Source organism: Actinomadura sp. NPDC048394 (genome assembly GCF_040651755.1).
GTDB lineage: Bacteria > Actinomycetota > Actinomycetes > Streptosporangiales > Streptosporangiaceae > Spirillospora > Spirillospora montaniterrae.
In genome coordinates this window covers 18479-43997 of sequence record NZ_JBEZJL010000014.1, presented here as the reverse complement: position 1 = coordinate 43997, position 25519 = coordinate 18479, and the positions used below count along the sequence as shown (strand labels likewise).

Annotated in this window: 28 protein-coding genes; 16 read left to right on the top strand and 12 right to left on the bottom strand. The window is 72.6% G+C overall.

The annotated features are described in order from the left end of the window. Positions 1–3 precede the first annotated feature (3 nt). Both AB0C78_RS12080 and AB0C78_RS12075 read right to left on the bottom strand, forming a co-directional pair. Positions 4–699, bottom strand: coding sequence for a hypothetical protein (locus tag AB0C78_RS12080; protein WP_360745678.1), 696 nt, complete (start codon positions 697–699; stop codon positions 4–6). Positions 700–763: 64 nt separating this feature from the next. Further along, positions 764–1690: a methyltransferase domain-containing protein gene (locus AB0C78_RS12075; RefSeq protein WP_360745675.1), complete on the bottom strand. Its 927-nt coding sequence runs from the start codon at positions 1688–1690 to the stop codon at positions 764–766. Positions 1691–1805: 115 nt separating this feature from the next. Between AB0C78_RS12075 and AB0C78_RS12070 the strand changes: the two genes are divergently transcribed. Together AB0C78_RS12070 and AB0C78_RS12065 are read left to right on the top strand one after the other, a co-directional pair. After that, the gene (locus AB0C78_RS12070; protein WP_360745672.1) at positions 1806–2150 is read left to right on the top strand and encodes a hypothetical protein; all 345 of its coding nucleotides are present in this window, start codon (positions 1806–1808) and stop codon (positions 2148–2150) included. Between the two features lie 64 nt (positions 2151–2214). Next, positions 2215–3087, top strand: coding sequence for a crotonase/enoyl-CoA hydratase family protein (locus AB0C78_RS12065; protein ID WP_360745669.1), 873 nt, complete (start codon positions 2215–2217; stop codon positions 3085–3087). 46 nt (positions 3088–3133) lie between these two features. On the opposite strand, the gene AB0C78_RS12060 is transcribed toward AB0C78_RS12065, so the two are convergent. Both AB0C78_RS12060 and AB0C78_RS12055 read right to left on the bottom strand, forming a co-directional pair. Continuing rightward, complete coding sequence (locus AB0C78_RS12060; protein WP_360745666.1) at positions 3134–4132, bottom strand: CU044_5270 family protein; 999 nt, start codon at positions 4130–4132, stop codon at positions 3134–3136. After that, entirely contained in the window at positions 4129–4749 is a 621-nt protein-coding gene (locus AB0C78_RS12055) for an RNA polymerase sigma factor (RefSeq protein ID WP_360745663.1), read from the bottom strand. The genes AB0C78_RS12060 and AB0C78_RS12055 overlap by 4 nt, the downstream gene beginning before the upstream one ends. 291 nt (positions 4750–5040) lie before the next feature. Between AB0C78_RS12055 and AB0C78_RS12050 the strand changes: the two genes are divergently transcribed. Next, a complete protein-coding gene (locus AB0C78_RS12050; protein ID WP_360745660.1) occupies positions 5041–5925 on the top strand; it encodes a polysaccharide deacetylase family protein in 885 nt (294 codons plus the stop codon). Between the two features lie 31 nt (positions 5926–5956). Here the strand turns inward: AB0C78_RS12050 and AB0C78_RS12045 are convergent, their stop codons facing one another. Further along, on the bottom strand, positions 5957–6097 hold the full coding sequence (locus AB0C78_RS12045) for a hypothetical protein (RefSeq protein WP_360745657.1): 141 nt from the start codon (positions 6095–6097) through the stop codon (positions 5957–5959). 220 nt (positions 6098–6317) lie between these two features. Here AB0C78_RS12045 and fdxA point away from each other — a divergent pair, with 220 nt between their 5' ends. From fdxA to AB0C78_RS12010, 7 genes are all read left to right on the top strand, one after another. Continuing rightward, entirely contained in the window at positions 6318–6644 is a 327-nt protein-coding gene (gene fdxA / locus AB0C78_RS12040) for a ferredoxin (RefSeq protein WP_151545573.1), read from the top strand. A gap of 167 nt (positions 6645–6811) precedes the next feature. Then, entirely contained in the window at positions 6812–7897 is a 1086-nt protein-coding gene (gene dapC / locus AB0C78_RS12035) for a succinyldiaminopimelate transaminase (RefSeq protein WP_360745653.1), read from the top strand. Positions 7898–8166: 269 nt separating this feature from the next. Next, positions 8167–8787, top strand: coding sequence for a DUF4178 domain-containing protein (locus AB0C78_RS12030; RefSeq protein WP_360745650.1), 621 nt, complete (start codon positions 8167–8169; stop codon positions 8785–8787). Continuing rightward, complete coding sequence (locus AB0C78_RS12025) at positions 8788–9339, top strand: DUF2617 family protein (protein WP_151545570.1); 552 nt, start codon at positions 8788–8790, stop codon at positions 9337–9339. Then, positions 9336–9770 carry a DUF4247 domain-containing protein gene (locus AB0C78_RS12020; RefSeq protein ID WP_360745646.1) on the top strand — a complete coding sequence of 145 codons (435 nt, stop codon included), beginning with the start codon at positions 9336–9338 and terminating at the stop codon, positions 9768–9770. Before AB0C78_RS12025 ends, AB0C78_RS12020 begins: the two co-directional genes overlap by 4 nt. A 10-nt stretch (positions 9771–9780) precedes the next feature. Continuing rightward, positions 9781–10206 (top strand): DUF350 domain-containing protein, encoded by a 426-nt coding sequence (locus AB0C78_RS12015; protein WP_151545568.1) that lies wholly within the window; start codon positions 9781–9783, stop codon positions 10204–10206. A 197-nt stretch (positions 10207–10403) separates the two neighbouring features. Next, entirely contained in the window at positions 10404–11930 is a 1527-nt protein-coding gene (locus AB0C78_RS12010; protein WP_360745643.1) for a polyamine aminopropyltransferase, read from the top strand. Positions 11931–11939: 9 nt separating this feature from the next. Here AB0C78_RS12010 and AB0C78_RS12005 read toward each other — a convergent pair whose 3' ends face one another. Next, positions 11940–12641, bottom strand: a complete 702-nt coding sequence (locus AB0C78_RS12005; RefSeq protein ID WP_360745640.1) for a MerR family transcriptional regulator — start codon at positions 12639–12641, stop codon at positions 11940–11942. Between the two features lie 77 nt (positions 12642–12718). On the opposite strand from AB0C78_RS12005, the gene AB0C78_RS12000 reads away from it, so the two are divergent. Continuing rightward, entirely contained in the window at positions 12719–13861 is a 1143-nt protein-coding gene (locus AB0C78_RS12000; RefSeq protein ID WP_151545565.1) for an acyl-CoA dehydrogenase family protein, read from the top strand. A 108-nt stretch (positions 13862–13969) separates the two neighbouring features. Here the strand turns inward: AB0C78_RS12000 and AB0C78_RS11995 are convergent, their stop codons facing one another. Further along, on the bottom strand, positions 13970–16048 hold the full coding sequence (locus tag AB0C78_RS11995) for a restriction endonuclease (RefSeq protein ID WP_360745636.1): 2079 nt from the start codon (positions 16046–16048) through the stop codon (positions 13970–13972). Between the two features lie 254 nt (positions 16049–16302). On the opposite strand from AB0C78_RS11995, the gene AB0C78_RS11990 reads away from it, so the two are divergent. After that, entirely contained in the window at positions 16303–17895 is a 1593-nt protein-coding gene (locus AB0C78_RS11990; protein WP_360745633.1) for a protein kinase, read from the top strand. 15 nt (positions 17896–17910) lie between these two features. Here AB0C78_RS11990 and AB0C78_RS11985 read toward each other — a convergent pair whose 3' ends face one another. Continuing rightward, positions 17911–19098 carry a family 1 glycosylhydrolase gene (locus tag AB0C78_RS11985; RefSeq protein WP_360745630.1) on the bottom strand — a complete coding sequence of 396 codons (1188 nt, stop codon included), beginning with the start codon at positions 19096–19098 and terminating at the stop codon, positions 17911–17913. Between the two features lie 101 nt (positions 19099–19199). Between AB0C78_RS11985 and AB0C78_RS11980 the strand changes: the two genes are divergently transcribed. Beyond that, the gene (locus tag AB0C78_RS11980) at positions 19200–20723 is read left to right on the top strand and encodes a family 20 glycosylhydrolase (protein WP_360745627.1); all 1524 of its coding nucleotides are present in this window, start codon (positions 19200–19202) and stop codon (positions 20721–20723) included. A 19-nt stretch (positions 20724–20742) separates the two neighbouring features. Continuing rightward, positions 20743–21315 (top strand): TetR/AcrR family transcriptional regulator, encoded by a 573-nt coding sequence (locus AB0C78_RS11975; RefSeq protein ID WP_360745624.1) that lies wholly within the window; start codon positions 20743–20745, stop codon positions 21313–21315. A 14-nt stretch (positions 21316–21329) separates the two neighbouring features. On the opposite strand, the gene AB0C78_RS11970 is transcribed toward AB0C78_RS11975, so the two are convergent. Continuing rightward, on the bottom strand, positions 21330–21773 hold the full coding sequence (locus AB0C78_RS11970) for a YbaB/EbfC family nucleoid-associated protein (RefSeq protein ID WP_360745621.1): 444 nt from the start codon (positions 21771–21773) through the stop codon (positions 21330–21332). Between the two features lie 171 nt (positions 21774–21944). Here AB0C78_RS11970 and AB0C78_RS11965 point away from each other — a divergent pair, with 171 nt between their 5' ends. Further along, entirely contained in the window at positions 21945–22307 is a 363-nt protein-coding gene (locus AB0C78_RS11965; protein WP_151545558.1) for a hypothetical protein, read from the top strand. A gap of 39 nt (positions 22308–22346) precedes the next feature. After that, a complete protein-coding gene (locus tag AB0C78_RS11960) occupies positions 22347–23318 on the top strand; it encodes a hypothetical protein (protein ID WP_360745617.1) in 972 nt (323 codons plus the stop codon). A 61-nt stretch (positions 23319–23379) separates the two neighbouring features. Here the strand turns inward: AB0C78_RS11960 and AB0C78_RS11955 are convergent, their stop codons facing one another. The 3 genes from AB0C78_RS11955 to AB0C78_RS11945 form a co-directional block, all read right to left on the bottom strand. Then, a complete protein-coding gene (locus AB0C78_RS11955; RefSeq protein WP_360745614.1) occupies positions 23380–23763 on the bottom strand; it encodes a hypothetical protein in 384 nt (127 codons plus the stop codon). A 281-nt stretch (positions 23764–24044) separates the two neighbouring features. Beyond that, on the bottom strand, positions 24045–24575 hold the full coding sequence (locus tag AB0C78_RS11950; RefSeq protein ID WP_360745611.1) for a hypothetical protein: 531 nt from the start codon (positions 24573–24575) through the stop codon (positions 24045–24047). A gap of 134 nt (positions 24576–24709) precedes the next feature. Beyond that, positions 24710–25417 carry an MBL fold metallo-hydrolase gene (locus AB0C78_RS11945; protein ID WP_360745608.1) on the bottom strand — a complete coding sequence of 236 codons (708 nt, stop codon included), beginning with the start codon at positions 25415–25417 and terminating at the stop codon, positions 24710–24712. Between the last annotated feature and the right edge of the window lie 102 nt (positions 25418–25519).

Here is a 25519-nt window from a genome sequence, read left to right as displayed (position 1 = left end):
GATTCAGGCGGCGCCGATGGCGGCGACGAGGCCCAGGGCCAGGGTCAGGTCGAGGTGGATGAACGTCTCCAGCTTCGCGCCCGGCGGGACGTCCGGGTCCGCGGCGATCTCGTCGAGGACGGCGAGGGCGGCCGGGCTGTCCAGGTCGTTGCCGAGCGCCGCCTCCGCCTTGCGGGCGTAGTCGCGGTCCATCGGCCGGCCCGGGCTGCGCGCCCAGCCGGCGACCAGGCTCCGCCACGCCTCCAGCCGCGCGGCGGCGGTCATGAACCGGGACGCCGTCAGCTCGAGCGGGTCGCGGTACGGCACCTCCAGCATCGCCAGGCGCGCCGCGAGCGCGTCCATGCTCGCGTTCGCCATGACGGAGTACCAGTCGCCGCTCTCGTGCGGGACGAGCATCCAGGGCGCGTCGACGTCGACGTTCGTCGACGAGGCGATGTAGAGGTCGGCGTCCGGCGGCGGCGCGTCCCAGTCGAGGAGCTCGAACGGCGCGATGTTGTAGTCCGTCCAGTCGCGGTCGTGGACCGACAGGTCCGGCGAGCAGGCCACCGGGACCTCGCGCCCGGCGCGCTCGCCGACCCGCCGCAGCAGGTCGGCGACCACGAGCGCGCGGTGCCCGGCCCCTTCGAGGACCTGGACGCGCAGGACCCGCCCCGGCGGGACCTCTTCGGCCTGCCCGGTGCGATGGTCGTAGAGGCGCATGCCCCCAACCCTAAGCAACCCGCGCGAACCGCCCGCCTTCCGGCCCCCGGTCGGCCGCGTCGCGTCAGCGGGCCGACCCGTCGGGCGCCCCGGCTTGGGCGGGCGCAGGGCCCGGCGTGGCGCCCGGCGTGGCGCCCGGTGTGGGGCCGGCCGCGGGCGCGGGGCCCTGCGGCGCGGGCGGCGGCGGTTCGGGCGCGGACGCGGCCGACGGGTTCGGCGGGACGGGCGGGGCCTCGGGCATGGGCGGGGCGTCCGGCTTGCGGACGGCGGCGAACCGCAGCCGCACGTAGTCGGCGACCCAGCCGGACTCGCGGCGCAGCGCCGGCGCGGCGAGGTCGTTCACCCGGGTGAGGAGCGGCTCGACCAGCTCCGGCGGGACGTCGGCGAGGGCGCGGGCGGCGTAGGCGCGGACCCAGTCGGCGGCGCCGTTCGGCCCCTCGGTCATCTGGCTCGGCCGTTCGGCGTGCTCCAGCAGCCGCAGCGTGAAGCCGGCCTCCTCCAGCTTCGTCGCGTACTCGGCCGGGCTCGGGAAGTACCAGGGCAGCTCGGGCTCGCCGAGGCCGAAGACGCGCCAGGCGGTCTGCATCGCGGCGACCAGCTCGGCGCAGTTGCCCTCGCCGCCGAGCTCGCCGACGAACCGGCCGCCGGGCCGCAGCGCCGCGTGCACCTGCGCGATCACCGCGTCCGGGTCGCGGGTCATCCAGTGCAGCGCGGCGTTGGAGGCGACGGCGTCGCAGGCGTCGGTGATGGTGAAGGTGTGCGCGTCGCCCAGCATGAAGGAGATGCCCGGGTTCAGCGCGCTCGCCTGGGCGACCATGTCCGGGTTTCCGTCGATGCCCAGCACCTCGGCTCCCCGGGCGGCGATCTCCGCGCTGAACGCGCCGGTGCCGCAGCCGAGGTCGATGATCCGTTCGCCGGGCTGCGGGTCGAGCAGGTCGACCAAGGGCGCGCCGTGCGCGGAGACGTACCCGAAGGCGGAGTCGTACGTCACGGCCCAATTCACTGTCGTAATTTATCGGACATGGCATCGGCGGGTGCGCGGTTCCCCCCGCCCGGGGCCGCCGGGTGACCTGCGTCACCGCGGCGCGTCCCGTATCGTCCGGGCCATGGGGAAGCCCGATGTCGTGCGGATCGTCGGCGCCGAGCGGCCGGACGGCCTCGCGCTGCGCACCGCCGGGCTCGTCGAGCACGGGCTGCCGGAGCTGAGCGCGGACGGCCTGCCGCCCTACCTCGGCCAGGGCTGGGCGCGCGTCCTCGGCGAGGCGGCGCGCGTGTTCGCCGCGTCCCGCGATCAACCGATGGAGCTGACGCTGCCGCCGGGCGTGCCGGTCCGGCTGCGGCCGGACCGGAACGGCGGGATCATGCTCCTGCCGCCCGAAGGGCACGAGGGCGGCCTGGACGAGTGGCGCCGCGACGTGGTCCTGCGCATGTTCCCGGAGGCCCGGGTCTGACGCGCCCCCGCCGGAGTTCCTAGAATCGCATTCGGAAATCCGCCGGCGCGAGAAGGGGACGCACGTGGCCTACGCCGAGATCGAGTACGAGGTTCAGGACGGGATCGCCACGGTCACCCTGAACCGCCCCGACAAGATGAACGCCTACACGTTCACCATGCGCAACGAGATGCTCGACGTCTTCGACCGCATCGACGCCGACGACGACGTCCGCGCCGTCGTGGTGACGGGCGCGGGCCGGGCGTTCTGCGCGGGCGCCGACCTCAGCGGCGGCGGCGACACCTTCGACAAGGAGAGGTCGAAGGACATGTTCGCCGGCGAGGACGACGTGCTGGAGGACGGTACCCCGCGCGACGGCGGCGGAACGGTCGCGCTGCGCATCGCGCGCTGCCTCAAGCCCGTCATCGGCGCGTTCAACGGCGCGGCGGTCGGCGTCGGCGTGACGATGACGCTGCCGATGGACGTGCGGCTGGCCAGCGAGAAGGCGAAGTTCGGGTTCGTGTTCGCGCGCCGCGGCATCGTCACCGAGGCCGCGTCGAGCTGGTTCCTGCCGCGCCTGGTCGGGATCGCGCAGGCGATGGAGTGGGCCGCGACCGGCCGCGTGTTCGACGCGCAGGAGGCGCTCGCCGGCCGCCTCGTCTCCCGCGTGTACGCGCCCGACGAGCTGCTCCCCGCCGCGTACGCGCTGGCCCGCGAGATCGCCGACAACACCTCCGCGGTGTCGGTCGCGACGATCCGCCGCCTCATGTGGTCGGGCCTGTCGGCGCCGTCCCCGTGGGACGCGCACGCCGCCGACTCCCGCCTGATGGCCGAGCTGGGCGGCGGCGCCGACGCCATCGAGGGCGTCACCTCGTTCCTGGAGAAGCGTCCCGCCGCGTTCCCGATGCGCGTCAGCAAGGACCTGCCCCAGAACCTCCCGGACTGGCCCGTCCGCTGACCCGGCCGGTGCGCCGTCCTCACGGGCGAGGGCGGCGCACCGCACGTCAGGGCCGCTGCCCCGGGCGGTCGACGATCGCGGTCGCCTCGACCGCCTGCTCGTTCATGACGGTCCCGGCACGGATGATCTCGGGGCCCCGCTTGCCGGGGAGCGTCGGGAGCCGCCTGTCCTTGACCGTGACGATCCGCGTCCCGCGGTAGTCGTAGGTGCCGTTCGCCAGCACGAACTCCTCGCGCGTCCCGTCGGGGCCCGTGCGGGAGACGGTGATGCCGGGACGTCCGAGCGCGTCCTTCGTTCCCTCCTTCACCTGCACGCCCGGGATCCGGGCCAGTGCCCGGAAGATGGTCGCGCGCCGTGACTGCGGTGTGGACGGCCCTTGCCCGAGGAAGTCCACGAGCCGGCCGAACACCCACTGGTTCCGGCCGTCCTGGGTGGTGAAGAGCCGCCCGTGGCCCTCGGCGTTGTAGGACTCCGCGCGCCGGTCGATCGCCGCCAGCAGCGCGGACGCGTCGTCCGGCAGGGCGCGCAGATAGTCGTACCACTGCGCGGGTGAACGCTCCTCGCTGTCACCGTCCCGCTCCACACTCGTGATCTCGAGGTGTGGCCTCTTGCCCGGGACGCCGCTGTACCGGGCGGATTTCCGGCCGTCGAACCGTACCCAGCTCTCCATGTGCCGCATGAACGAGGGGGCGCCCTTCTGGCCCGCCTGGTACGTCCTGGTGTAGACCCACTGGTTCGGTGCCGGGCGGTGGTCGGGCCGTCCCGCGACGGTCTTCGCGGCCCGCTCCAGCACCTGCGTCGCGCTCACCGGACGCGCGGCGATCGGCGGCGGCGCCGGGTCGCCGCGGTCCATCACGACCGCCGCCGCGGCGGCCGCCCCGGCCACCGCGACCCCGGCGGCCACACCGACCCGCCACGCCGGAGCCCGGAACCGGGACCGGCCCCGCGCCTCCCGGACCAGCCGCTCCCGGCCGGGCGCCAGCCGGTCGCGGCCCGGCTCGGGCACCCCCGCCCGGAACGCGCGGACTTCCTCGAGGTCGTTCATTCCCCCGCCCCTTCCTCGATCTCCGTCGGATCGGCGCCGCCGAGCGCCTCCCGGACCTTCCGGCGCGCCCGGTGCAGCCGGGACCGCACCGTCCCGACCGGGATCGACAGCGCCTCGGCGACCTGCTCGTAGGACAGGTCCGCCCACGCGACCAGCAGCAGAGCGTCCCGGTCGCCGCGCGACAGCTCCGCCAGGGCCCCGGCCAGCGGCCGGGACGCGGCCGCCGCGCTCACCCGCGCGTCCACCCGGTCCATGGCGTCGGCCACCGGGTCGGTGCCGGTGCGGGCCAGCGCCCGCAGCATCCGCGTCTCCGACCTGCGGTGCTTGCCGATCAGGTTCGCCGCGATCCCGTACAGCCACGGCCGCGCGTCCCGGCGGGACAGGTCGTAGCGGCCGCGCCGCCGGAACGCGGCCAGGAACGTCTCGGCGACGACGTCGTCGGCGGCCTGCTCGCCGAGCCGGCGCGCGACGTACCGGTGGACGGCCGGCGCGTGCCGGTCGTAGAGCGCCGCGAAGTCCTCGGGGCGGTGCCGGGACCGCTCGATGAGGCGCGCGTCGTCCTCCGGCGGTTCGGCGGGGGCGCCCGGCGGTGCCGGGGCGCGTGGGCTGACGGTCATACGGCTCCGTCCTCTGCGGTCCGCCGTGCGGGACGCCGCACGGTCATCCGTCATCACCCGCAGGGCCGCCGGGAGTTCACGGCCGCCGGGAAGTGCCGGTGGAGGAACCGGAGGGCGACACTTCCCTCACCCGGGGTGGCGCCGGGGGCCGCTCCCGGCCGCATGATGGGGACTGCGTCCCCCGTCGCGCCCCCCAAGGACGATCTCGACAATGCGGACCTTGGTGACGTGTGTTGCGAGTGAGGCGCAGGGTAAGAAGCCGCCCGAGGCAACACGTTACGGGGGTGCGTGGTGCGGATCAGGAATTTCGCCATCGTCGCGGCCGGTCTCCTGCTCGTCTCGGGATGCGGCCACGCGGAGAAGAAGCAGGCGCGGACGGCCGGCCACCAGATCGCGGCGGGGAAGAAGGCGCGGACGGCGCCGCGCCCGCAGCGGCCGCCGGCCCAGCGGAAGATCGACTGCGATCGGACCAAGTGCGTCGCGCTCACGTTCGACGACGGCCCGGGCCCGTACACCGACGGGCTCCTCGATGTGCTGAAGCAGCAGGGCGTGCGCGCCACGTTCTTCCTCCTCGGGCAGAACGCCCGCGCCTTCCCGGCGGCCGTGCGCCGCGAGGTGATGGAGGGCCACGAGATCGGCGACCACAGCTGGGACCATCCGCAGCTCACCACGCTGTCGCTCGCGGCCGTCAAGTCGCAGATCCAGCGCACCCAGGACGCGATCACCAGGGCGTCCGGCGGGGTGAAGCCGACGATCATGCGCCCGCCGTACGGCGCGACGAACAGGCGCGTCGGGCAGACCATCGGGATGCCGCTGATCCTGTGGAGCGTCGACACCGAGGACTGGCGCTACCTGAACACCGCCCGCGACACCCGGGTCGGGATCAAGGAGCCGCAGCCCGGCGGCATCATCCTGTTCCACGACATCCACAAGCCGAGCGTGAAGGCGATCCCGGCGGTCATCGCGGGGCTGAAGAAGCGCGGCTTCACGTTCGTCACGGTGTCGGAGCTGTTCCAGAACCGGCAGTTGAAGCCCGGCCAGACCTACTCCGAGCTGATGCCGCCCAAGACCGCGTCGCCGGCCCCGGTCACCGCGAGCCCGCCGCCGGCCGGCTCGCCGGCCGGACCGGCGCCGAGCAGGTCCGGCTCCCGGCCCCAGCAGGCCGAAGGCCACTGACGCCCGGCCTCGCCGCCCGGCCCCGACGCCGTCAGGCTCCGCGGCGCTTCGGCGGGGGCATCGGCGGGACGACCTTGCCCGCCACCACGATGTCCTCGGGCACCTCGACCAGTTCGCCGTTGCGGCGGCGCACCTGGAGCGTCTTGTTGGACCAGGATTCGAGTACGCCCACCACGTCGCTGTACTCTCCCGTTGGCAGACGACGGCGCAGCGAGACCCGCTGACCCACGTCCGCGCTACTGATGGACACCACCAGGCGCGCGGCAAAGCGGCCAGACATGTGAGGACCCCCATGTCGAATCGACTGCGCGGTGGTGGCCATACTATTCACAGCGAGCTTGCGGTGAGCCGTGACGTGCGGCGGGGCCGGAAACCCGAGAGGAGTCACTGACGTGACCTACGTCATTGCGCAGCCCTGCGTGGACCTGCTCGACAAGGCATGCATCGAGGAGTGCCCGGTCGACTGCATCTACGAAGGGAAGCGTCAGCTCTACATCCACCCGGACGAGTGCGTCGACTGCGGTGCGTGCGAGCCGGTTTGCCCGGTTGAGGCCATCTACTACGAGGACGACGTCCCCGACCAGTGGAAGGACTTCTACAAGGTGAACGTGGAGTTCTTCGACGACCTGGGCTCGCCCGGCGGCGCCTCCAAGGTGGGCAAGATCGACAAGGACCACCCGATCGTCGCGGCGCTGCCCCCGCAGAGCCAGGAAGACTGATAGCGGGCTGAAACCGGCCGGTACGGCGGGTCGCGACCTTTTGGGAGCGTCCCGGCGACGGTCATGTGCGGTTCAACGCATCCGGGCCGTGGTCTGCCGCACTCCGCGGAAGGCCACGGCCCTGCTGATTCGGGGCGCCCGCGCGTCCCGCCGAGGAGGGCTGGGTCTTGTTCACGCTGCCGGACTTTCCGTGGGATCGGCTGGAGCCGTACAAGAAGCGCGCGGCCGAGCATCCGGACGGCATCGTCGACCTGTCCGTCGGCACGCCCGTGGACCCGACGCCCGACGCCGTCCGCAAGGCGCTCGCCGAGGCGTCCGACGCGCCCGGCTACCCCGCCACCTACGGCACGCCCGAGCTGCGCGAGTCGGTCGCCGGCTGGCTGCGCCGCCGCGCGGGCGTGACCGGCGCCGACCCGGCCGCGGTGCTGCCCGTCATCGGTACGAAGGAGCTGGTGGCGTGGCTGCCGACGCTGCTCGGCGCCGGTCCCGGCGACAAGGTCGTCTTCCCCGAGCTCGCGTACCCGACCTACGACGTGGGCGCCCGGCTGGCCGGCGCTGAGCCGGTCGCGACGGACGGCCTGCTCAAGCTCGGCCCGGTCCGCCCGAAGATCGTGTGGGTGAACTCGCCGTCCAACCCGACCGGGAAGGTGCTGCCCGCCGAGCACCTGCGCAAGGTCGTCGCGTGGGCGCGCGACCGCGGCGCGATCGTGGTCAGCGACGAGTGCTACCTGGAGTTCGGCTGGGACGAGGAGCGCCCGCCCGTCTCGATCCTGCACCCGGACGTGTGCGGCGGTTCCCACGAGGGCCTGCTCGCGGTGAACTCGCTGTCCAAGCGCTCCAACATGGCGGGCTACCGCGCCGGGTTCGTCACCGGCGACCCCGCGATCGTGAAGCGGCTGCTGGAGGTCCGCAAGCACGCGGGCATGATCGTCCCGGCGCCGGTGCAGGCGGCGATGGTCGCGGCGTTCGACGACGACGGGCACGCCGACGAGCAGCGCGCCCGGTACGCGCGGCGCCGCGCCGGCCTGCGCGCCGCGTTCGAGAAGCACGGTTTCCGCATCGACCACTCCGAGGCGTCGCTGTACCTGTGGGCGACGCGGGACGAGCCGTGCTGGGAGACCGTCGGGCACCTGGCGTCGCTCGGCATCCTCGTCGGGCCCGGCGAGTTCTACGGGACGGCCGGCGCCCGGCACGTCCGGATCGCGTTCACCGCCACGGACGAGCGCGTCGCCGCCGCCGTCGCCCGCCTCTGACGCTCCGCGCTCCCGGACGGGCGCTCCGCGCTCCCGGACGGGCGCTCCGCGCTCCCGGACGGGCGCTCCGCGCTCCCGGACGGGCGCTCCGCGTCCGGGAACCGTGGTTCCCCGTACTTCCGGATCCCGGGCCCGCCACCGCGGGTCCGGGTTTTCCGTATGAAACCGAATGTTCCGTCATTACGTCTGATCGCGATATGGGCGTAAGCGGCCACAGTCGGTAGGATCCGCTGGTCTCCGCCCTCCGGGATCGCCGAATCAATGGAGGTATGTCCGTGAATGGGACCGTGCTGGCGCTCGTGCTGGCACTGATCGTCCTCGTGGTCGCGCTGGTCGTGGTGCTCGTCGTGGTGCTGTCGCGGCGCAGGCCGGCGCCGCCCGCGCCCGCGGCGCCCCGCGACCCGTTCGCCCCCGAGCAGAGCGTCGCCGGCGACCCCCGCACGCTGAAGGCCGGCGACATGGTCGAGTACCTCGGCACCCGCTACTTCGTGCGCGGCTCGCTGCGGCTGCGCGAGGGCGGCTTCACCTGGTCCGAGCACCTCCTCGACGCCGACACCATCGAGGGCCAGAAGGTGTGGCTGTCGGTCGAGGAGGACCCCGACCTCGAGGTCGTCTTCTGGACCGAGTACGACATCGGCGACCTGCGCCCCGGCGACCGCACCGTCACCGTCGAGGGCGTCGAGTACCGCCGCGACGAGCACGGCACCGCCGACTACACCAGCGAGGGCACGACCGGCGTCGGCGTCCAGGGCCGCGTCGAGTACGTCGACTACGAGGGCCCGCGCGGCCGGTACCTGTCGTTCGAGCAGTACGGCGGCGGCCAGTGGGAGGCCGGGCTCGGCGAGCGCGTGCCGGACGGCACCATGACCATCTATCCGGGCAGCGGCTGAATGCGGACCGTCCTCGACACCCCCTACCGGGACGCGCGCGCCGACGGGCTGTCGTTCGCGCTCGGCCTGCCGCCGCTGGACGCGCTCGCCGTCCTGCCGGTGGAGCGCGGCGGGCTGACCGTCCAGCTCCGCCTGCTCGGCGCGTCCCACCAGGTGATCGCCGGGCCGCTCAGCGAGACGGTGGCGTGCCTGCCGGAGGACGGCGGCGAGCCGCTGCCGGGCAGCGCCGCCACGACGCTGCCGGGCTGGTCCTACGACTTCACCGCGACGACGGCCGTGCACGCCGACGACGCGGCGTTCGCCCGCGCCGTCGACGCGGTCTGCGCGCGGCTCGCGGACCGCGGCGACGCGCTGACCGGCGCGTTCCCCGGATCCCGGCACGCCGTCACCGCCCTCGCGCTGGAGCACGCCGGCCCGGACGGCGCGGCCGCCGGCGGCACCGGCGCGGAGCACCCCGAACCGCGGGCCGGGATCGGCTGGCGGACCTGGCACGCCTACCCCCAGACCCGGGAGATCGTCATGACGCGGAGCCGGTTGGTGAGACCTACATGAACAGCACGCACCGGGCGGCGGCCGGCGGGGCCGCCGCCGTCCTGCTGGCCGTGACGCTCGGCGGCTGCGGCGACTCGCAGCAGTCGTGGATCGGCAAGAAGTACCACAAGATCGGTTACAACACGTTCCAGGCGTCGCAGCCCCCGCGGACGGTCGCGTCGGCGATCAACCGCAAGTTCAAGGCGATCGACCGGGTCGACGACCTCGCGACGTACGGCAACAACGGCGGGGTGTTCCTGCGCTACCCGAAGCTGGTCGTCGGCGTGACGCCGTACGGGAGCGGCAGCCACATCACCATCGACAAGCCGTCCGGCGGCTACAACCGCTACTACTCCCATGTCGGCCACCGCTGGAGCGCGCCCGGCAGCGGCGGCTGGAACAAGCACGGCATCGCGTCCTTCCGCGGCGGCGGTCCAGGGTCGGGCAAATGAGGAGCAACGGATGAACGACATGGCTCATGACATCGGCGCGACCTTCGCCTACGGCGCGGTCGGCATCGCGCTGATGGCGATCGGCTACCTGGTGGTGGAGGTGACGACGCCCGGCCGCCTCGGCCACCAGATCTGGGGCGAGGGCAACAAGGGCGCCGCCCTGCTGCTCGGCGAGAAGCTCCTCGGCATCGGCGCGATCGTCACCACCGCGATCGTCACCAGCGACAACGACCTGAGCGACGGGCTGATCGACACCGCCGTGTACGGTGCGATCGGCATCGTGCTGATGGTGGTGGCGTTCTACTTCCTCGACCTGATCACGCCGGGCAAGCTCGGCGCGACGCTCGTCAACGGCGACGCGATCCACCCGGCGGGCTGGGTCGTCGCCGCCGCCGACATCGCCGTCGCCGCGATCGTGGCCGGGGCGGTCTCCTGACCTCCCGCGACACCGGCGAAGCGCCTCCGCCGCCCGCCGCGGCGGAGGCGCCCGCCGTCCCTGACACCCCCGCGACCGGCTCCGCCGCCGCCGTTGACGCCCCGGACGCCCCCGCGACCGACTCCGACTCCGGCTCCGACGCCGACTCCGGGCACGGGCCCGGCGGCGGGGCGGGGCGGCTGGGCGCGCCCGCGCGGGTGGCGCGGGCCCTGGTCCTCGCGGCCGTGTTCACCTGCGCGGCCTGCGGCCTGGTTTACGAGCTGGCGCTCGTCGCGCTCGGCAGCTACCTGGTCGGCGACTCGGTCACCCAGGCGTCGATCGTGCTGTCCGTCATGGTCTTCGCGATGGGCATCGGGTCGCTGCTGGCCAAGCCGCTGCAGAAGCACGCCGCCGCCGCGTTCGCCATCGTCGAGGGCGCGCTCGCGCTGGTCGGCGGCCTGTCGGTGCTCGCGCTGTACGCGGCGTTCTCCTGGCTCGACCTGTACGTCCCGGCGCTCGTGGTGGTCTCGTTCGCGGTCGGCGCGCTGATCGGCGCGGAGATCCCGCTGCTGATGACGCTGCTGCAGAGGATCCGCAAGCAGGACGCGGGCAGCGCCGTCGCCGACCTGTTCGCCGCCGACTACGTGGGCGCGCTGATCGGCGGGCTCGCCTTCCCGTTCTTCCTGCTCCCGACGTTCGGCCACATCAAGGGCGCGCTGCTGGTCGGCGTCGTGAACGCGGTCGCCGGCGTCGCGGTGGTGCTGTGGCTGTTCCGCCGGCGGCTCGGGCGCCTCGCGCGGGTCGGGATCGGCCTCGGCATGGTGGCGGTCCTCGCCGTCCTCGGGACGACGTACGCGCTGTCCGACCGGATCGAGGTGACGGCGCGGCAGGCGCTCTTCCAGGACCCGATCGCGCTCGCGAAGGACACCCCGTACCAGGAGATCGTGATCACCCGGAAGATCACCCTCGCGGGCACCACCGACCTGCGCCTGTTCCTGAACGGCGACCTGCAGTTCTCCTCGGTGGACGAGTACCGGTACCACGAGTCGCTCGTCCACCCGCTGATGTCCGGACCGCACGGGAACGTCCTGATCCTCGGCGGCGGCGACGGGCTGGCGATGCGCGAAGTGCTGCGCTACCCGGACGTCCGCAGCGCGACGCTGGTCGAGCTCGACCCGGAGATGCTGCACCTCGCCCGCACCTACGGGCCGCTGGTCGCGCTCAACCACCGCTCCTTCGAGGACCCCCGCGCGCACACCGTGAACGCCGACGCGTTCACCTGGCTGCGCGGCCAGACCCGCCGGTTCGACGCCGTCATCGTGGACATGCCCGACCCCGACGACGTCCCGACCGCGAAGCTGTACTCCGTCGAGTTCTACGGCCTGGTCAAGCGGGTCCTCGCGCCCGGCGGGCGGATGGTCGTGCAGTCCGGGTCGCCGTACTTCGCGCCGAAGTCGTTCTGGAGCATCGAGAAGTCGATCGCCGCCGCCGGCCTCGCGACGACCCCGTACCACGTGGACGTGCCGAGCTTCGGCGACTGGGGCTTCACCCTCGCCTCGGCGGGCGGGACGCCGCCCGCGCTCGCGCTGTCCCCGGACGCGCCGCCGCTGCGCTTCCTCGACGCGTCCGTCCTGCAGGCCGCGTCCGTCTTCCCCAAGGACCGCCGCTCCCGCGACGTCGGCGTCAACACGCTCGTCCACCCCCGCCTCGTCCAGTACGAGGGCCAGGAGTGGAAGGACTCCTGACCGGCCGGGTCAGCGGTCGGTGGAGGTGCGGATGGCCTTGTCCACCGCGTGCTGGAACGACGAGACGAGCGACTGGATCATCAGCGGCTTGAGCTTGCCGGCCAGTTCCATCAGCCGGTCGCGGTGCTCGGGGGAGCGGCCGCTCTCCCGGTAGGGGCGGACGACGGTGTCCTGGAACACCTGCTGGAGCTCGGCAGCCAGCGCGGTGGTGTGGCGTTCGACGGCCTCGTGCGAGGCGACCAGGGTGTCCAGCGGCATGGGGAGCGCAGCGAGCTCGGCGCTGATGCCGAGGAGCGCGGGCATGATGACGCGGACGCCGTCCGGCGCGACGTGCTCGACGACGCCGAGCGCTTCGAGGCGCTTGAGGGTGTCGTCGTCGAGGTGCCGCCCGGCGCGGCGGTCCAGCTCGTGCCGGTCGACGTCCTCGGGGCGTTCCGGCGCCCACGGCGACAGCAGCGCCCGCTGCAGCGCGAGGTCCTCGGCGGGCGCGTCGAGCGGGATCTTCCGCAGGTGCTTCTCGATCGCGGCGAGGGTCAGGCCGAGCGACTGGAGCTCCCGGACGAGTTCGAGCCGCGCGAGATGGTCGGGGCCGTAGAGGCCCGTCCGTCCGCGCAGCCGGGGCGGGGGCAGCAGGCCGCGTCCGGCGTAGAAGCGCACGGTGCGGACGGTGACTCCCGCGCGCGCGGCCAGCTCGTCCACGGTGAGATCCATAGCCGCTCCTTTGACGTGACAGTGCCAGTGTTACATTAATCGTGTATCAGCACGCACTTACCGAGGGAGACCGCCGGATGGCACGGGAGATCTTCACCGCGGAGCACGAGGCGTTCCGCGACATGGTCCGCGCCTTCATCGAGAAGGAGATCGCGCCGTACCACGAGCAGTGGGAGAAGGACGGCGTCGTCTCCCGCGACGTGTGGCTGGCCGCCGGCCGGCAGGGGCTGCTCGGCATCGACATGCCCGAGGAGTTCGGCGGCGGCGGCAACCCCGACTACCGCTACTACGTGATCCTCAACGAGGAGTTCGCGAAGGCGGGCGTGCACGGCCCCGGCTTCTCGGTGCACAACGACATCAACGGCGGCTACCTGCGCCAGCTCTGCACTCCCGAGCAGCAGGCGCGCTGGTTCCCGGGCTACTGCTCCGGCGAGATCATCACCGGCATCGCGATGACCGAGCCCGCCGCCGGCTCCGACCTGCAGGGCATCAAGACCACCGCGATCAAGGACGGCGACCACTACGTCCTGAACGGCTCCAAGACGTTCATCTCCAACGGCATCCTGTCCGACCTGGTGATCGTCGTGGCCAAGACCGACCCGTCCGCCGGCGCGAAGGGCGTCAGCCTCCTCGCCGTCGAGCGCGGCATGGAGGGCTTCGAGCGCGGCCGCAACCTCGACAAGGTCGGCATGCACGCGCAGGACACCGCGGAGCTGTTCTTCGACAACGTCCGCGTCCCGAAGGAGAACCTCCTCGGCGAGGAGGGCATGGGCTTCATCTACCTGATGACGAACCTGGCCCGCGAGCGGCTGTCCATCGGCGCCACCGCGATGGCCGCCGCCGAGTCGGCGTTCGAGCAGACCCTCGAGTACTGCAAGACCCGCGAGGCGTTCGGCCGCCCGATCGGCAAGTTCCAGCACAACCGGTTCACGCTCGCCGAGATGAAGACCGAGCTGACCGTCAGCCGCTCCTTCACCGACGAGTGCATCGTCAAGGAGGGCAAGGGCGAGCTGAGCGTCGACGAGGCCGCGATGCTCAAGTACTGGAACACCGAGCTGCTCAAGCGGGTCGTGGACCGCTGCCTCCAGCTCCACGGCGGCTACGGCTACATGATGGAGTACCCCATCGCGAAGGCCTACCAGGACGTCCGCATCCAGACGATCTTCGGCGGCACCACCGAGATCATGAAGGAGATCATCGGCCGCGGCCTCGGCGTCTGACCCCACCCCCCTCCCGCCCCTTCCGGTCGTCATTCCGGCCGGTGCAACGCTCGCTCGGACTGGACGGGGACGCGCTGTGCGCGTCCCCGTCGGACCCCGGCAGTGTCGTCAGTCGATGACGACGCCGTGGTCGCGGGCCAGCCCGGCCAGGCCATCGGCGTAGCCTTGGCCCACGGCGCGGAGCCGCCAGCCGCCCTGTCGGCGATAGAGCTCCGCGCAGACCAGCACCGTCTCGGTGGTGGCGTCCGCCGCGAGGGCGTGGGCGGCGCCGTTCCGCTCCGTCACCGTGAGCCGGACCGCCCCGGGAGACCCGCTCGTCACGAGCAGAACGGTGAAGACATCGGTCGGCAGACGGGCCAGGTCCACGCGGACCTGATTGGTCGCGGTGTCCAAGCTGACCGCACCGTCCGCGGAGGCGGGCTGGTTGTAGAAGACGAAGTCGGCATCGGAACGGACCTTGCGGTCGTGTCCCAGTAGCAGAGCGCACGGGTCGTTCTCGCCGGCAGCCATCGCGAAGTCGCACACCAGCGCTTGTGAAGAGATCTTGACGTTCTCGCCGGCACGGAGCGGGGCGGGCGGCGCGGGGGCATCCGCCGTATCGGGGGTCGGGTCGCGCCAGCCGTCCGGTGCTTGGATTCGAGCCTCGACCCCGGCGTGCTCCTTGAGCAGATAGAGCAGGTTGGCGCCGTCGAGGAGTTCGATGGGCTTGTTCTTCGCGAAATCGAAGGAGGCTTGGCCGTAACCGCTGGTCGTCACGAGGATGCCTTTGGACGCGCCTTCGTTCTGCAACGTCCCGTAGAGGTCGCGGACGGCTGAGACCCCGACGGTGTTCCGGTAGCGCTTCGCCTGGATCACGACCTTCCCGCCCATGATCGGGCGCGGGTCGTAGGCGACGCAGTCGACCCCGCCGTCGCGGGACGGCCGGGTCTGTCGAGTCTCCAGCCCCATCCTGGTGAACAGGTTCTGGATCAGTCCCTCGAACTCCGTAGGGGTCATGTCGAGGAGGTTCGGGCGGTCGTCGAGGTCCCCGAGGACGTCGGTCTCCTCCACGAACCGGGGATCGACCATGCTGAACTCCAGCACCGGCCGTACCGGCGCGAGTTCGGCGGTGTTCCGCGAGACGCCCGCTCCCAGGTGCTTCAGGCAGGCGGCGGGATCCACCTGCGCGAGATCGAGTTCGGAGAAGGCCTCCTTGGTCGTCCGCAGGGTCAGCAGGCAAGGACGCACGGGACGGCCCGTCGCCGCATCGATGGTGTCGACCATGCCGTTGAAGACGATGGCCGCGACGTGGCCGACAGCGTCGGCCTTGAACAGGTCACGGACGACGCGCAGGGCGACCTGGCTGACGACGGACGTGTACTGGGCCTTGACCTGCGCGGCCGCGCGCTTGGTCTCGGTGACGGAGTCCGAGGTCTTGACGTACCTGTAGGTCTTGACCGTCGGGACCACGTCGATGGTCGGCAGATCGTACTCGACGACGAGCTGGGCCGATTCGGGGACGTAGGCCAGCCGCCACTTCGAGGGGAAGCCATCGGGGTAGGAGACGGTGTTGAGGACAAGGTCGAAGTAGGCGACGACGGCATCGGGCCGCCCTCCGGCGAGCTCCCGCTTGAACGCGTCGACGTCGGCGTGCTGGCGCCGCGCTCGTTCCTCGGACACGCGCGTCCGCTGTGCGTGTTCCTGCTGAAGGCGGCCCAAGGCGGCTTGACGAGCCTGTTCTCGCTGGGCGTGCTCGGTGCAGGCCCGTTGGTAGTTCGCCTGCCCCTGCCGGACCTGTTCCTCGTATCGGGCCCCGCCGAACAGCTTCGACAGTCCCGTCGGCGGGGGCGGCATGAACGCTTCGGGCCGCGGTGGAGGCTCGGGTCGGCCCGCCGGCCCCGGATCGAACGGCTTGAGGTCCGGCTTCTCCTTGAGGCGTTCGAGGTCGAAGCGGGTGTTGAGACTGAGGCCCGAGACCAGAATGGAGTCCAATTCGTCGAGGCGTTGGGCGAGGCGCTCGTTCATCGCCGCCACTTCGGCCACCCGGGATTCGACGTAGAGGCGTTTGCGCTCTTTCTCGTCCGCGGCTTGTGCGCGCTTATAGGCGGCCTCCGCTCTGGCCGCCTCCCGCTGCGCCGCCGCCTCCGCCCGCCGCCGAGCCGCCGCCGCGCTTTCGGCCTCGCGCTGCATCCGCGCGACCGCGGCCATGAATCCCTGACGCCTCGCCATTCACCTCACCCGTCGATGACGACCTCAAGACCCGCACCGTTCCTTCTCGTCAAGATTAGGCGTCAACCTTGCGGATTGAGGAACTTCTTGCCTGATCAGGCCAGATCCGCTCGGAGCGGTCGCGTGGTCGATGCGCGAGCGCGGGTGGTCGGTTCGTCAACGCCCGGCCCTTCTGTTGAGGCCGGTGGAATCCAGACTCGCTCGGTGACGCGGGACCTATATCGTTCTGGGTCATGTCGGACGGGGTGGCTCGGGTTCTGGGTGGGCGGTACCGGGTCGTGGAGCGGCTCGGGCGGGGCGGCATGGGGGCCGTGTGGCGCGCCCGGGACGACCTGCTCGGACGCGACGTCGCGGTCAAGGAGATCCTGCTCCCGCACGGCCTGGACGAGGCGGAGCTCGCGGCGGCGCGCGGGCGGTCGCTGCGCGAGGCGCGGGCCGCCGCTCAGGTCCGGCACCCGGCGGTGGTCACGATCCATGACGTCGTGATCGAGGACGGGCACCCGTGGATCGTCATGGAGCTGGTGCGGGCCCCGTCGCTGGAGGGGCGGCTGCGGGCGTCCGGGCCGCTGGCGGTCGCCGAGGCCGCGCGGGTCGGTGCCGCGCTGGCGGGCGCACTCGCCGCCGTCCACGCGCGCGGCATCGTCCACCGGGATCTCAAGCCCGCCAACGTGCTCCTCGCCGACGACGGCGAGGTGGTGCTGACCGACTTCGGCATCGCGGTGATCGAGGGCGACGCGCGCTTCACCCGGTCGGGGCTGCTGATCGGCACGCCCGGGTTCATGGCGCCGGAGCGGCTGGCCGGGGAGCCCGCCGGCCCGGCGTCCGACCTGTGGTCGCTCGGGGCGGTGCTGTACGCCGCCGTCGAGGGACGCCGCGCGTTCGAGGGGTCCGCTCCGGCGGTCGTCGACGCGGCGGTGCTGGCCGGGACGCCCGCGCCGCAGCGCCGCTCCGGCCCGCTCGAACCGCTGATCACGGCGCTGCTCGCCCGCGCGCCGGGGGACCGTCCGGACGCCTCGTCGGCCGCCGCCCGGCTCACCGCCATCGCGGAGACGGCCGGGGACGCGGCCGGGCCGCTTCCGCAGCCTCCTGCCGAGCGTGCCGAGGCACCCGTGACCGTCAAGGCGACCGTGACCGTCCCGGCCGGAACGGAGGGCACCGGCGACGCGGCCGCTCGGCAGGCCGGTGCGGTCCCCGCCTGGCTGCGCGACCCGGACCACGCCAGCCCGCGGGACGCGCCGCCGTCCGCGCCGAAATGGCTGCCGGGCATCGCCCTCGCCGTCGTCCTGGTCACCGGCGGCCTCATCGCGTGGGGCATCAGCGCGGCCGACGGTCGCGGGAAGACCGTCAGGCCCGTCGCCGACCCGTGCTCGCTGCTGACGGGGCCGCAGCTGTCCTCGCTGGGGCTCGCGCCGCTCGGGGCGGCCAGTACCTCCGATCCGGAACCGACCCCGACCGAGCGCGGCGCGAGCCCGAACCTGGTCTGCGAGTGGAACCGGTCCGGCAGCGCGTCGGCGGGGACGCCCTCGTTCGGGACGGCGCCCCTCACGCTCGATCTGACCACTTACAGCGATGTCCCCGCCGCGTCCGCGGGCTACAACCTCCGCCATTTCAGCCCCACCATCACGACGGACTTCTTCGAGAGCGCCCGCATCGGCGACGAGTCGTCCGCCGCCGCGGACGGCCGGACCACCCCGTCGACGATCACCGTGGTGTTCCGGGTCGGCAGGACGGTCGTCTCGGTGGTGACCCGCGATTTCGCCGACCGGGACACGGCTCTGCGCGCGGCCGGGTGGGCGGGCGCCGCGCTCGCCCGCGCCGCCCGCTAAAGGGCCCGGGCGGCGTCAGGCGGGGATCTCGGCGGTGCGGGCGAGGCCGCCGAGCCAGCGGGCGGACGGTTTGGGGGTGCGGGCGAACGTGCGGCGGTCGACGGCGATGAGGCCGAAGGTCGGCTCGTAGGAGCCCCACTCGTAGTTGTCGAGCGCGCTCCAGTGCAGGTAGCCGCGCACGTCGACGCCGTCGCGCATGGCGGCGGCGAGGCCCCGCAGCGCGCCGGTCGTGTAGTCGATGCGGCGGGCGTCGTCGGCGGTGGCGATGCCGTTCTCGGTGACGATGATCGGGACGGACGGGCCGACGATCCCGGCGGTGTGCCGGACGGCCTCGCCGAGCGCCTCCGGGTAGTACTCCCAGCCCATGATGGTCTTCTCCGCGCCGTCCGGGACGGGCAGCGGGCCGTCCTCGGCGACCTTCGTCCGGCTGTAGGACTGCACGCCGATCCAGTCGTCGCCGCGGGCGGCCTCGATGAAGCGGTCCTCGCGCGGCCAGGCGTGGGCGCGGCAGGCGTCCTCGGCGCCGGGGGATGCCGGCTGGTACACCTGGTTGGCGATCGTCCAGCCGACCGCGGTGCCGGGGAGCAGGCGGTGCAGGACGTCCCGGGCCGCGTGATGGGCCGCGATCAGGCCTTCGGCGACGGCCTCGTCGGGTTCGAGCCGGGCGTAGTCGGCGCCGGGGTTGCGGCGGACGGCCTGCATGAGCGCGGCCATGTTGGGCTCGTTGACGGTGACGACATGGCGGACGCGGCCGTCCAGGATCGGCGCGACGGTCTCCACATAGCGGACGAACAGGTCGGCGGCGTCCGCCGCGGCGAACCCGCCCGCCTTCGCGAACCAGAGCGGGGACGTGAAGTGGTGCAGCGTCACGACAGGTTCGAGGCCGCGTTCCCGCGCGCCCTCGATCATCCGCCGGTAGTGGGCGAGCGCGGCGCGGGAGATCTCGCCGCGCGCCGGTTCGATCCGGGCCCATTCGACGCTGAAGCGGTAGGCGTTGAAGCCGAGGCCGGCGAGCAGATCCATGTCCTCGCGCCAGCGGTGGTAGCCGTCGGCGGCGTCGCCGCTGGGCTCGCGGACCAGCGTGCCGGACGCGTGCTCGAACGCCCACCAGTCGCTCGCGGTGTTGCCGCCCTCGATCTGGTGCGCCGCCGTGGAGGCGCCCATCAGGAAGCCGCGGGGGAGGGCGAATGCGTCTGCCGGCATGCTCGGCCTTTCGGTTCGGGGGGTGGAACGCGAAAACCATACATCGATCGGATTTCATGGTAGCGTCCGACCCGCCCGACGAACCCGGCCGAGGAGGCAGCGTGATCCCAGCGCCCGTCCGCCAGCGGACGACGGAAGGCATGTGCCGCACCGACCGCCCCTGGCGGATCCGCGCCGGCGACCCGTCCCTCGACGGGACGGTGAGCGTCCTCGCCCCGCACCTGCGCACCGGGACCGGGGCCGACGCTGGCGAGATCGTCCTCACCCTGGACGACGTGCCGCTCAAGCCCGGCGCGATCGGCGTGCAGCCGTCCGCCGACGCCGACGAGTGCTACCGCCTCACCGTCGAACCCGGCCGCATCACCTGCGCGGCCCGCACCCCGCAGGGCGCGTTCCGGGCCGGCGTCACCGCGCTGCACCTGCTGGCGGAGGCACCGGAGACGCCGTGCCGCGTCATCGACGACGCGCCCCGGTACGCCTGGCGCGGCCTCATGGTCGACCCCGCCCGCCACTTCCTCGCCCCGGACGACCTGCGCCGCCTCATCGACCTCGCCGCCCTCTACAAGCTGAACGTCCTGCACCTGCACCTCACCGACAACGAGGGCTGGCGGCTGCACATCGCGACCCGTCCCGCCCTCACCGCCGGGACCCCGCACTACACCGCCGACGAGTACACCGGCCTCCAGGAGTACGCCGCCGCGCGGCATGTCACCGTCGTCCCCGAGATCGACCTGCCCGGGCACAGCGCCGCCGCGCTGCGCGCCTACCCCGACCTCGGCACGCTCCCGCGCCCCTCCTGGTACCCGGCGGACGCGCCGTTCCCCGCGCCCCTCGACCCCGCCGACCCGCACACCCGCGCGTTCATCGTCGACGTCCTCGCGGAGACGGCCCGGCTCACCGCCGGCACGTTCGTCCACTTCGGCGGCGACGAGGCGCTCGGCGCGGACGAGGCGTCGTTCACCGAGGCCGTCCGCCTCGCCCGCGAGGCGCTGCGCGTCGCCGGCAAGCGGCCCCTCGGCTGGCAGGAGTCGTCCCGCGCCGGCATCGCGCCTGGCGACATCGCCCAGTTCTGGGTGGACGTCCCGATGATGGACCTCCCGCAGACCCAGGAGGAGCTGGACGCGCGCCCCGACCTGCTCGCCGCCGGCCACACCCTCGCCCGCACCAAGGCACTGACCAGATTCTTCGCGCCGGCCGACGGGGACCTCGACCGGATCGTCCGCGGCGGCGGCCGGGTCCTGCTGTCCCCGCAGTCGCACCTCTACCTCGACCGGCCCTACGACCCGGCGATCGTCCCGCCCGACCAGGCCGAGGCCGGCGCCCGGCTCGGCTTCGCGTACCGGCCCCGCGACGTCCGGTACGCCGCGTCCTGGGACCCGGCCTCCTGCGGGGTGCCGCCCGAGCAGATCGCGGGCATCGAGGCCACCCTCTTCGCGGAGGACTTCCAGGGCTTCGACGACCACACGGCCCTGCTCCTGCCGCGCCTGCCCGGCGTCGCCGAGGCCGCCTGGTCGCCGTCGCCGCCCTCCTGGGAGGAGTACCGGGGACGCCTCGCGCGCCAGTCCGTCCTGTGGCGGGACCGCGGCCTGACCGCCCTCCGTTCGACCGAGATCGACTGGCATTGACCTCGGTAAGGTGAGGACCATGGCGAAACGCGGCCCCTACCGCAAGGGCGAGGCGAAGCGGGCCGAGATCCTCCGGGCCGCGCTGGAGATCTTCGCCGACGAGGGCTACCGGGGCACGTCGCTGCGCAAGGTCGCCGCCCGCTGCGACCTCAGCCTCCCCGGGATCATGCACTACTTCGAGTCCAAGGAGGACCTGCTCACACAGGTCCTGCGGGTCCGCGACGAGACCGAGCGGGCCCGCCACCCCGAGTTCGACCTCGTCGAGGACACCCTCGACGTCATGCGCCAGGGCATGCGCACCCCCGGCCTCGTCGAGCTGTTCGTCTCCATGGCCGCGTCCGCCGGCGACCCCGACCACCCCGCGCACGACTTCTTCCCCCGCCGCTACGAGGTCCTCCGCAAGGCCGCCGTCGAGCACCTCCAGAAGGCCATGGACGAGGGGACGATCCGCACCGACGTCCCCGCCGAACGCCTCGCCGTCCTGCTCCTCGCCGTCGCGGACGGCATCCAGCTGCAGTGGCTCGCCGACCGGTCCATCGACATGCAGCAGCCCCTCGCCGACGTCCTGAACCTCCTCCGCACCCCCGGCTGACGCCCCCTGAGGGATCAAGGGAAGGTACGGCGGACCTCGTTGAGGTCGTCGTGATGCTCGGCGAACCGGCGTCGCGTCGCGTCGCCGATCGCGTCGACGTCCGCAAGGACCGCCTCGGTGTCCACTTTCGCCGGCAGCCCGGTCGCCGCCATCAGCTCGTCCACCATCTCCTGCACACGGTTCCGCGCGTCGTCCTGCGCGGAACCGATCGCCTCGATCAGCGCCTCGGAGAGGGACTCGCTGTCCATCCGCATCGCCCGCGGGTTGAGCGCGATCCGCTTGATCCGCCCGGACGCGTCGACCGCCGCCCTGACCAGCCCGTCCGCGGCCTCGCCGGTGGCCGTCATCGCCGCCATCTCCTCCGTCGACGCGGAGAGCCGGCCGAGCGCGTCGTCCGCCTGCGCGGCCAGCCGCTCCACGTCCTCGGGGCGGAAACGCGCGGGGTCGAAGTCGAACATCGCAATCCTTTCGCCGGGTGCCGTCCGTACGCCGATCCGACCAATCGAAGATGTCCGCCCGGAGAATGAGCAGCCAATTGTTCATGTTGAACGACTGACGCGGGAAGGAAAGATCATCCGCGCGGGGGAATTGCTTGTCGGCCGCCGCCGCGGTGCGGTAGCAAAGGGGACATGGCACCTGGTGGGCAGGAGAAGTACGTCACTTCCCAGGGCATCGACAGGACTCGGCGGCAGGTGCTGACCGAGGCCAAGCCCCTGTTCCGCGGCATCCGCGACGAGGTGGACGACACCGACGTCGGCGGCGTCGCGTTCGGCGTGGTCGGGCTGGCGTTCCTCGCGGACGCCTACGCGGCGGTGCAGAACGACATGCGGCGTTTCATGAATGACGCCATGGAAGTGATGGATGAATGGGCCGAAGCCCTTGAGGACATCGAACGCGTATGGCGTGCGGCCGAGGACTACAGCACTCCGAAGGTCGTCCAGGGACCGGGCGGGCGGGACGTGCATATCACCGGCCCCGCCGTTTACCAATGAGCCGGGCCGACGCGTCCCGCCGGATGAAGGAAGATTGAGATGACCACTCCCAACCAGCCGCCCGACCCCCGCATCAACTGGGGCCGCCCGCCGGCCACCCCGTCGAACCCGGCTACCCCGGCCACTCCGCCGACTCCGGCCGGGCCGGCGAGCCCGGCCGCGCCGCCGCGGCCGTCCGTTCCGCCGCGCCCGGCCGCGCCGTTCCGCCCGGCCGCGCCGCCGAGGCCGGTCCCGCCCCGGCCCACCGTCCCGCCGCGTCCGACGGTCCCGCCCGCGGCGACGGCGGCCGCGAAGCCCCCGCCGGGCGGCGCGACCGCGCTGGTCGAGGACGCGCTCAAGAGCTGGCGGCAGGTGGCCCGCAAGGAGCCCCTCATCATCATCGCGATCGTCACGGCGGCGGTGGGCGTGGCGAACGTCCCCGGCATGTACCAGGCGGCGTCGAACTGGCGCGCGCGGATCTCCGGCGACCTCGACAAGCCGGCCAACCAGACGATGCGCGGGCTCCAGACCGACTCCGGCAAGGACTGGATCGCCGACGACCAGGAGGCGTTCGCTCAAGCCGTGGACGAGTTCATCCGCCAGCTGGAGACCTGCCGCAAGTACGCCGAGGCGTGCGGCGGCGCGGTGGAGAGCGTCGCCAAGGCGTACACCTCGTACTGGACGGCGCTCGGCGACATGGCCGTCGCCATCCTGCTCGCCTTCCTGACGCTGTGGGCGCTGCAGCGGGTGCCGTACCCGCCGACCAGCATCGGCGCGCGGATCGCGGCGACCACGCTGGCGCTCGCCGTCATCGCGGCGGTCGGCAACCTGGTGTACGGCTTGACGCAGTTCCTGAGCGCGGCCAAGAACATCATGTCGACGCTGCTCGCGGGCGGCGCGGTGCTGCAGCTGCGGAACCTCAAGCCGTCCGGGGCGTCGGCCATCGAGTTCAAGGACGCGAAGATCAACTGGTCGCCCCCGTCCACCTACAAGGAACCCCGCCGCACCTCCCCGACCCCGTACGGCCGCTGACCTGTGGCGTGTTGCCCTTACACGGCCCCGCATAAGGGCAACACGCCACGAGCCAACGGCTCTAGTCCAGCTTCGCGAGCTTGTCGACATAGCCGGTCCACCAGTGGCGCGCGTCGACGACCGCGGCTCGCTGCTCGGCGGACAGGTCGGTGAGCAGGAGCGCGTCCATCCGTTCGAGCACCTCGGCGGCCTCTCTGCGCAGCTCGGCGTGCAGCCTGTCGGACTGGCCGGCCACCTCGCGGACGACGCGAGGGTCGGGCCGCTCGCTCGGCGGCCCGGGCGCCGGCGCTCCCCGCCCCGCTCCGGCGGCGGCGAACTCGCCGGTGCTCACGGCCCGCGCGGCCGCCGCCGACGACCACCGGTTGGCCTCCCGCAGCCGCTCCATGTGCCTCTCGATCATCTCCTCCAGCTCGGCCGGCAGTTCGGCGGAAGTGCTCTCGGACACGCTGACCCTTCAGCTCGCAGCCGTGTGCTCGCACCGCGGCCCGGCTCCGGCCCGCGGCGGCTCGCCGTCATCGCCCACACCGCCGGCGCGATGTGACCGATTTCCGCCGGCTCGGGGGAACCCGTAAAAGAATGATCTTGAAGTGTGGCGCCGGACGCACCATCGAGCGGCACGGGCTTGGAATCGGCGTGAACGACTCCACCACCCCACCCCAGTAAGCCCCCGAGCAAACCGCCTTCGCGCCGGGAGACCGACTGGTTCGCCGGGCACCGCTCAGTGCGTCAGTGGCGGTGATCTCTCGGGTCTCTGACGCAGTCGGACCCCACGCTCATGACGATCCGGTTCGCGTCATGCAGGGCCTCGACTCTGAAGCCGTAGCCGTACCCGTAACGGTAATTCGCAGCATGACCAGCAAGTTCCGTGATCTTCCTGCCGCCGGTCGCGGGCCGGAAGGAAGAGATCTTCCAACGGGACTGCTCCGCATAGACCTTCAACCGCATGAGCGCCGGTACCGCCTTGTCCGGCGGGATGCCGTCGATGGTGGAGAAGGACGCGATGTTGTACGGGCTGGATTCCCCGTCCTTGAAGTCCATGACATCGAACTGGTCGCAGGGGGCGGGCCCTCCGGTGGGCGCCGTGGCGGGCTTTCCGGCGTCCAGGACGTCAACGACCTTGGAGAAGAAGGCGTCGAGCCCGTCCGACAACTTCTTCTCGTCGGCGACTTTCAAGCTCGCCTCCTCATGGGAATGCGTGCACGCGGAGGCGGCGCAGACCAGCGCGAGGGCGGCAATGAAGGGCGCGAAACGCTTCATGATGCCCTGGCGCTCGCCCTGATCGGCGCTTCGACGTCCGGGGCGGTCTTACCGGCGGTGAGGAGCGCGCCGCTGTTCACTGCGGGGACGCCGCTTCCGCCGGGCTGCGTCATCGGGCGTCCCTCCGGTGTAGGTCAGGCCTTTTTGACCGCTTCGGCGACGTCGGCCGGGGAGGTCTCCCAGGGGGTGCCGTGGCCGGGCAGCACCCAGGACGCCTCCAGGCCGGCGATCCGGTCGAGGGACGCGAGCGCCTCGTCCGGGTCGTCGGTGAACGGCGCGGGCTGCGGGCCGGCGCGGCCCGTGAGGACGTGCCGGGTGGTCAGGGCGTCGCCGACGAAGAGCGCGCCGGCGGCCGGGACGTGCACCCCCACGCTGCCGGGGGAGTGGCCGGGCATGCCGACGATCACCGGGCTGCCGGGCAGGTCCAGGACGTCGCCGTCGCCGATCTCGGTCACCTCGGCGACGTGCCGGGTGCGCAGGCCGTTCTTGCTGATCGAGTAGCCGAGGAACCCGAGCGTCGGGCCGATGCGCATGGGGCCGAACGGGGTCTTGGGCTTCTCGCCGGTGCGGGCGCGCGCGGCGTCGGCGGAGTGCACGTACACCGGGACGCCGTGCTCGCGGCGCAGGCGCTCGGCGAAGCCGATGTGGTCGGAGTCGCCGTGGGTGAGGACGAGTCCGCGGAGGTCGTCGGCGGACTTGCCGAGGGTCTGGAGCTCGCGCTGCAGGTCGCGCCAGTGGCCGGGCAGGCCCGCGTCGATGAGCGTGATGCCGTCGGGGGTGTCGACGAGGTAGCAGGCGACCAGGTCGTTGCCGAGACGGTGCAGGTTGGGCGCGAGGCGCATGGCTCTCCCGGGGGACGCGGAGTAATGACGGCTAAGCTATTTGCCGGGTTGGCTACTGTCAATAGCTTTTGCGGCCGCGCAGGACGCCTGCCGTGGGAAAGC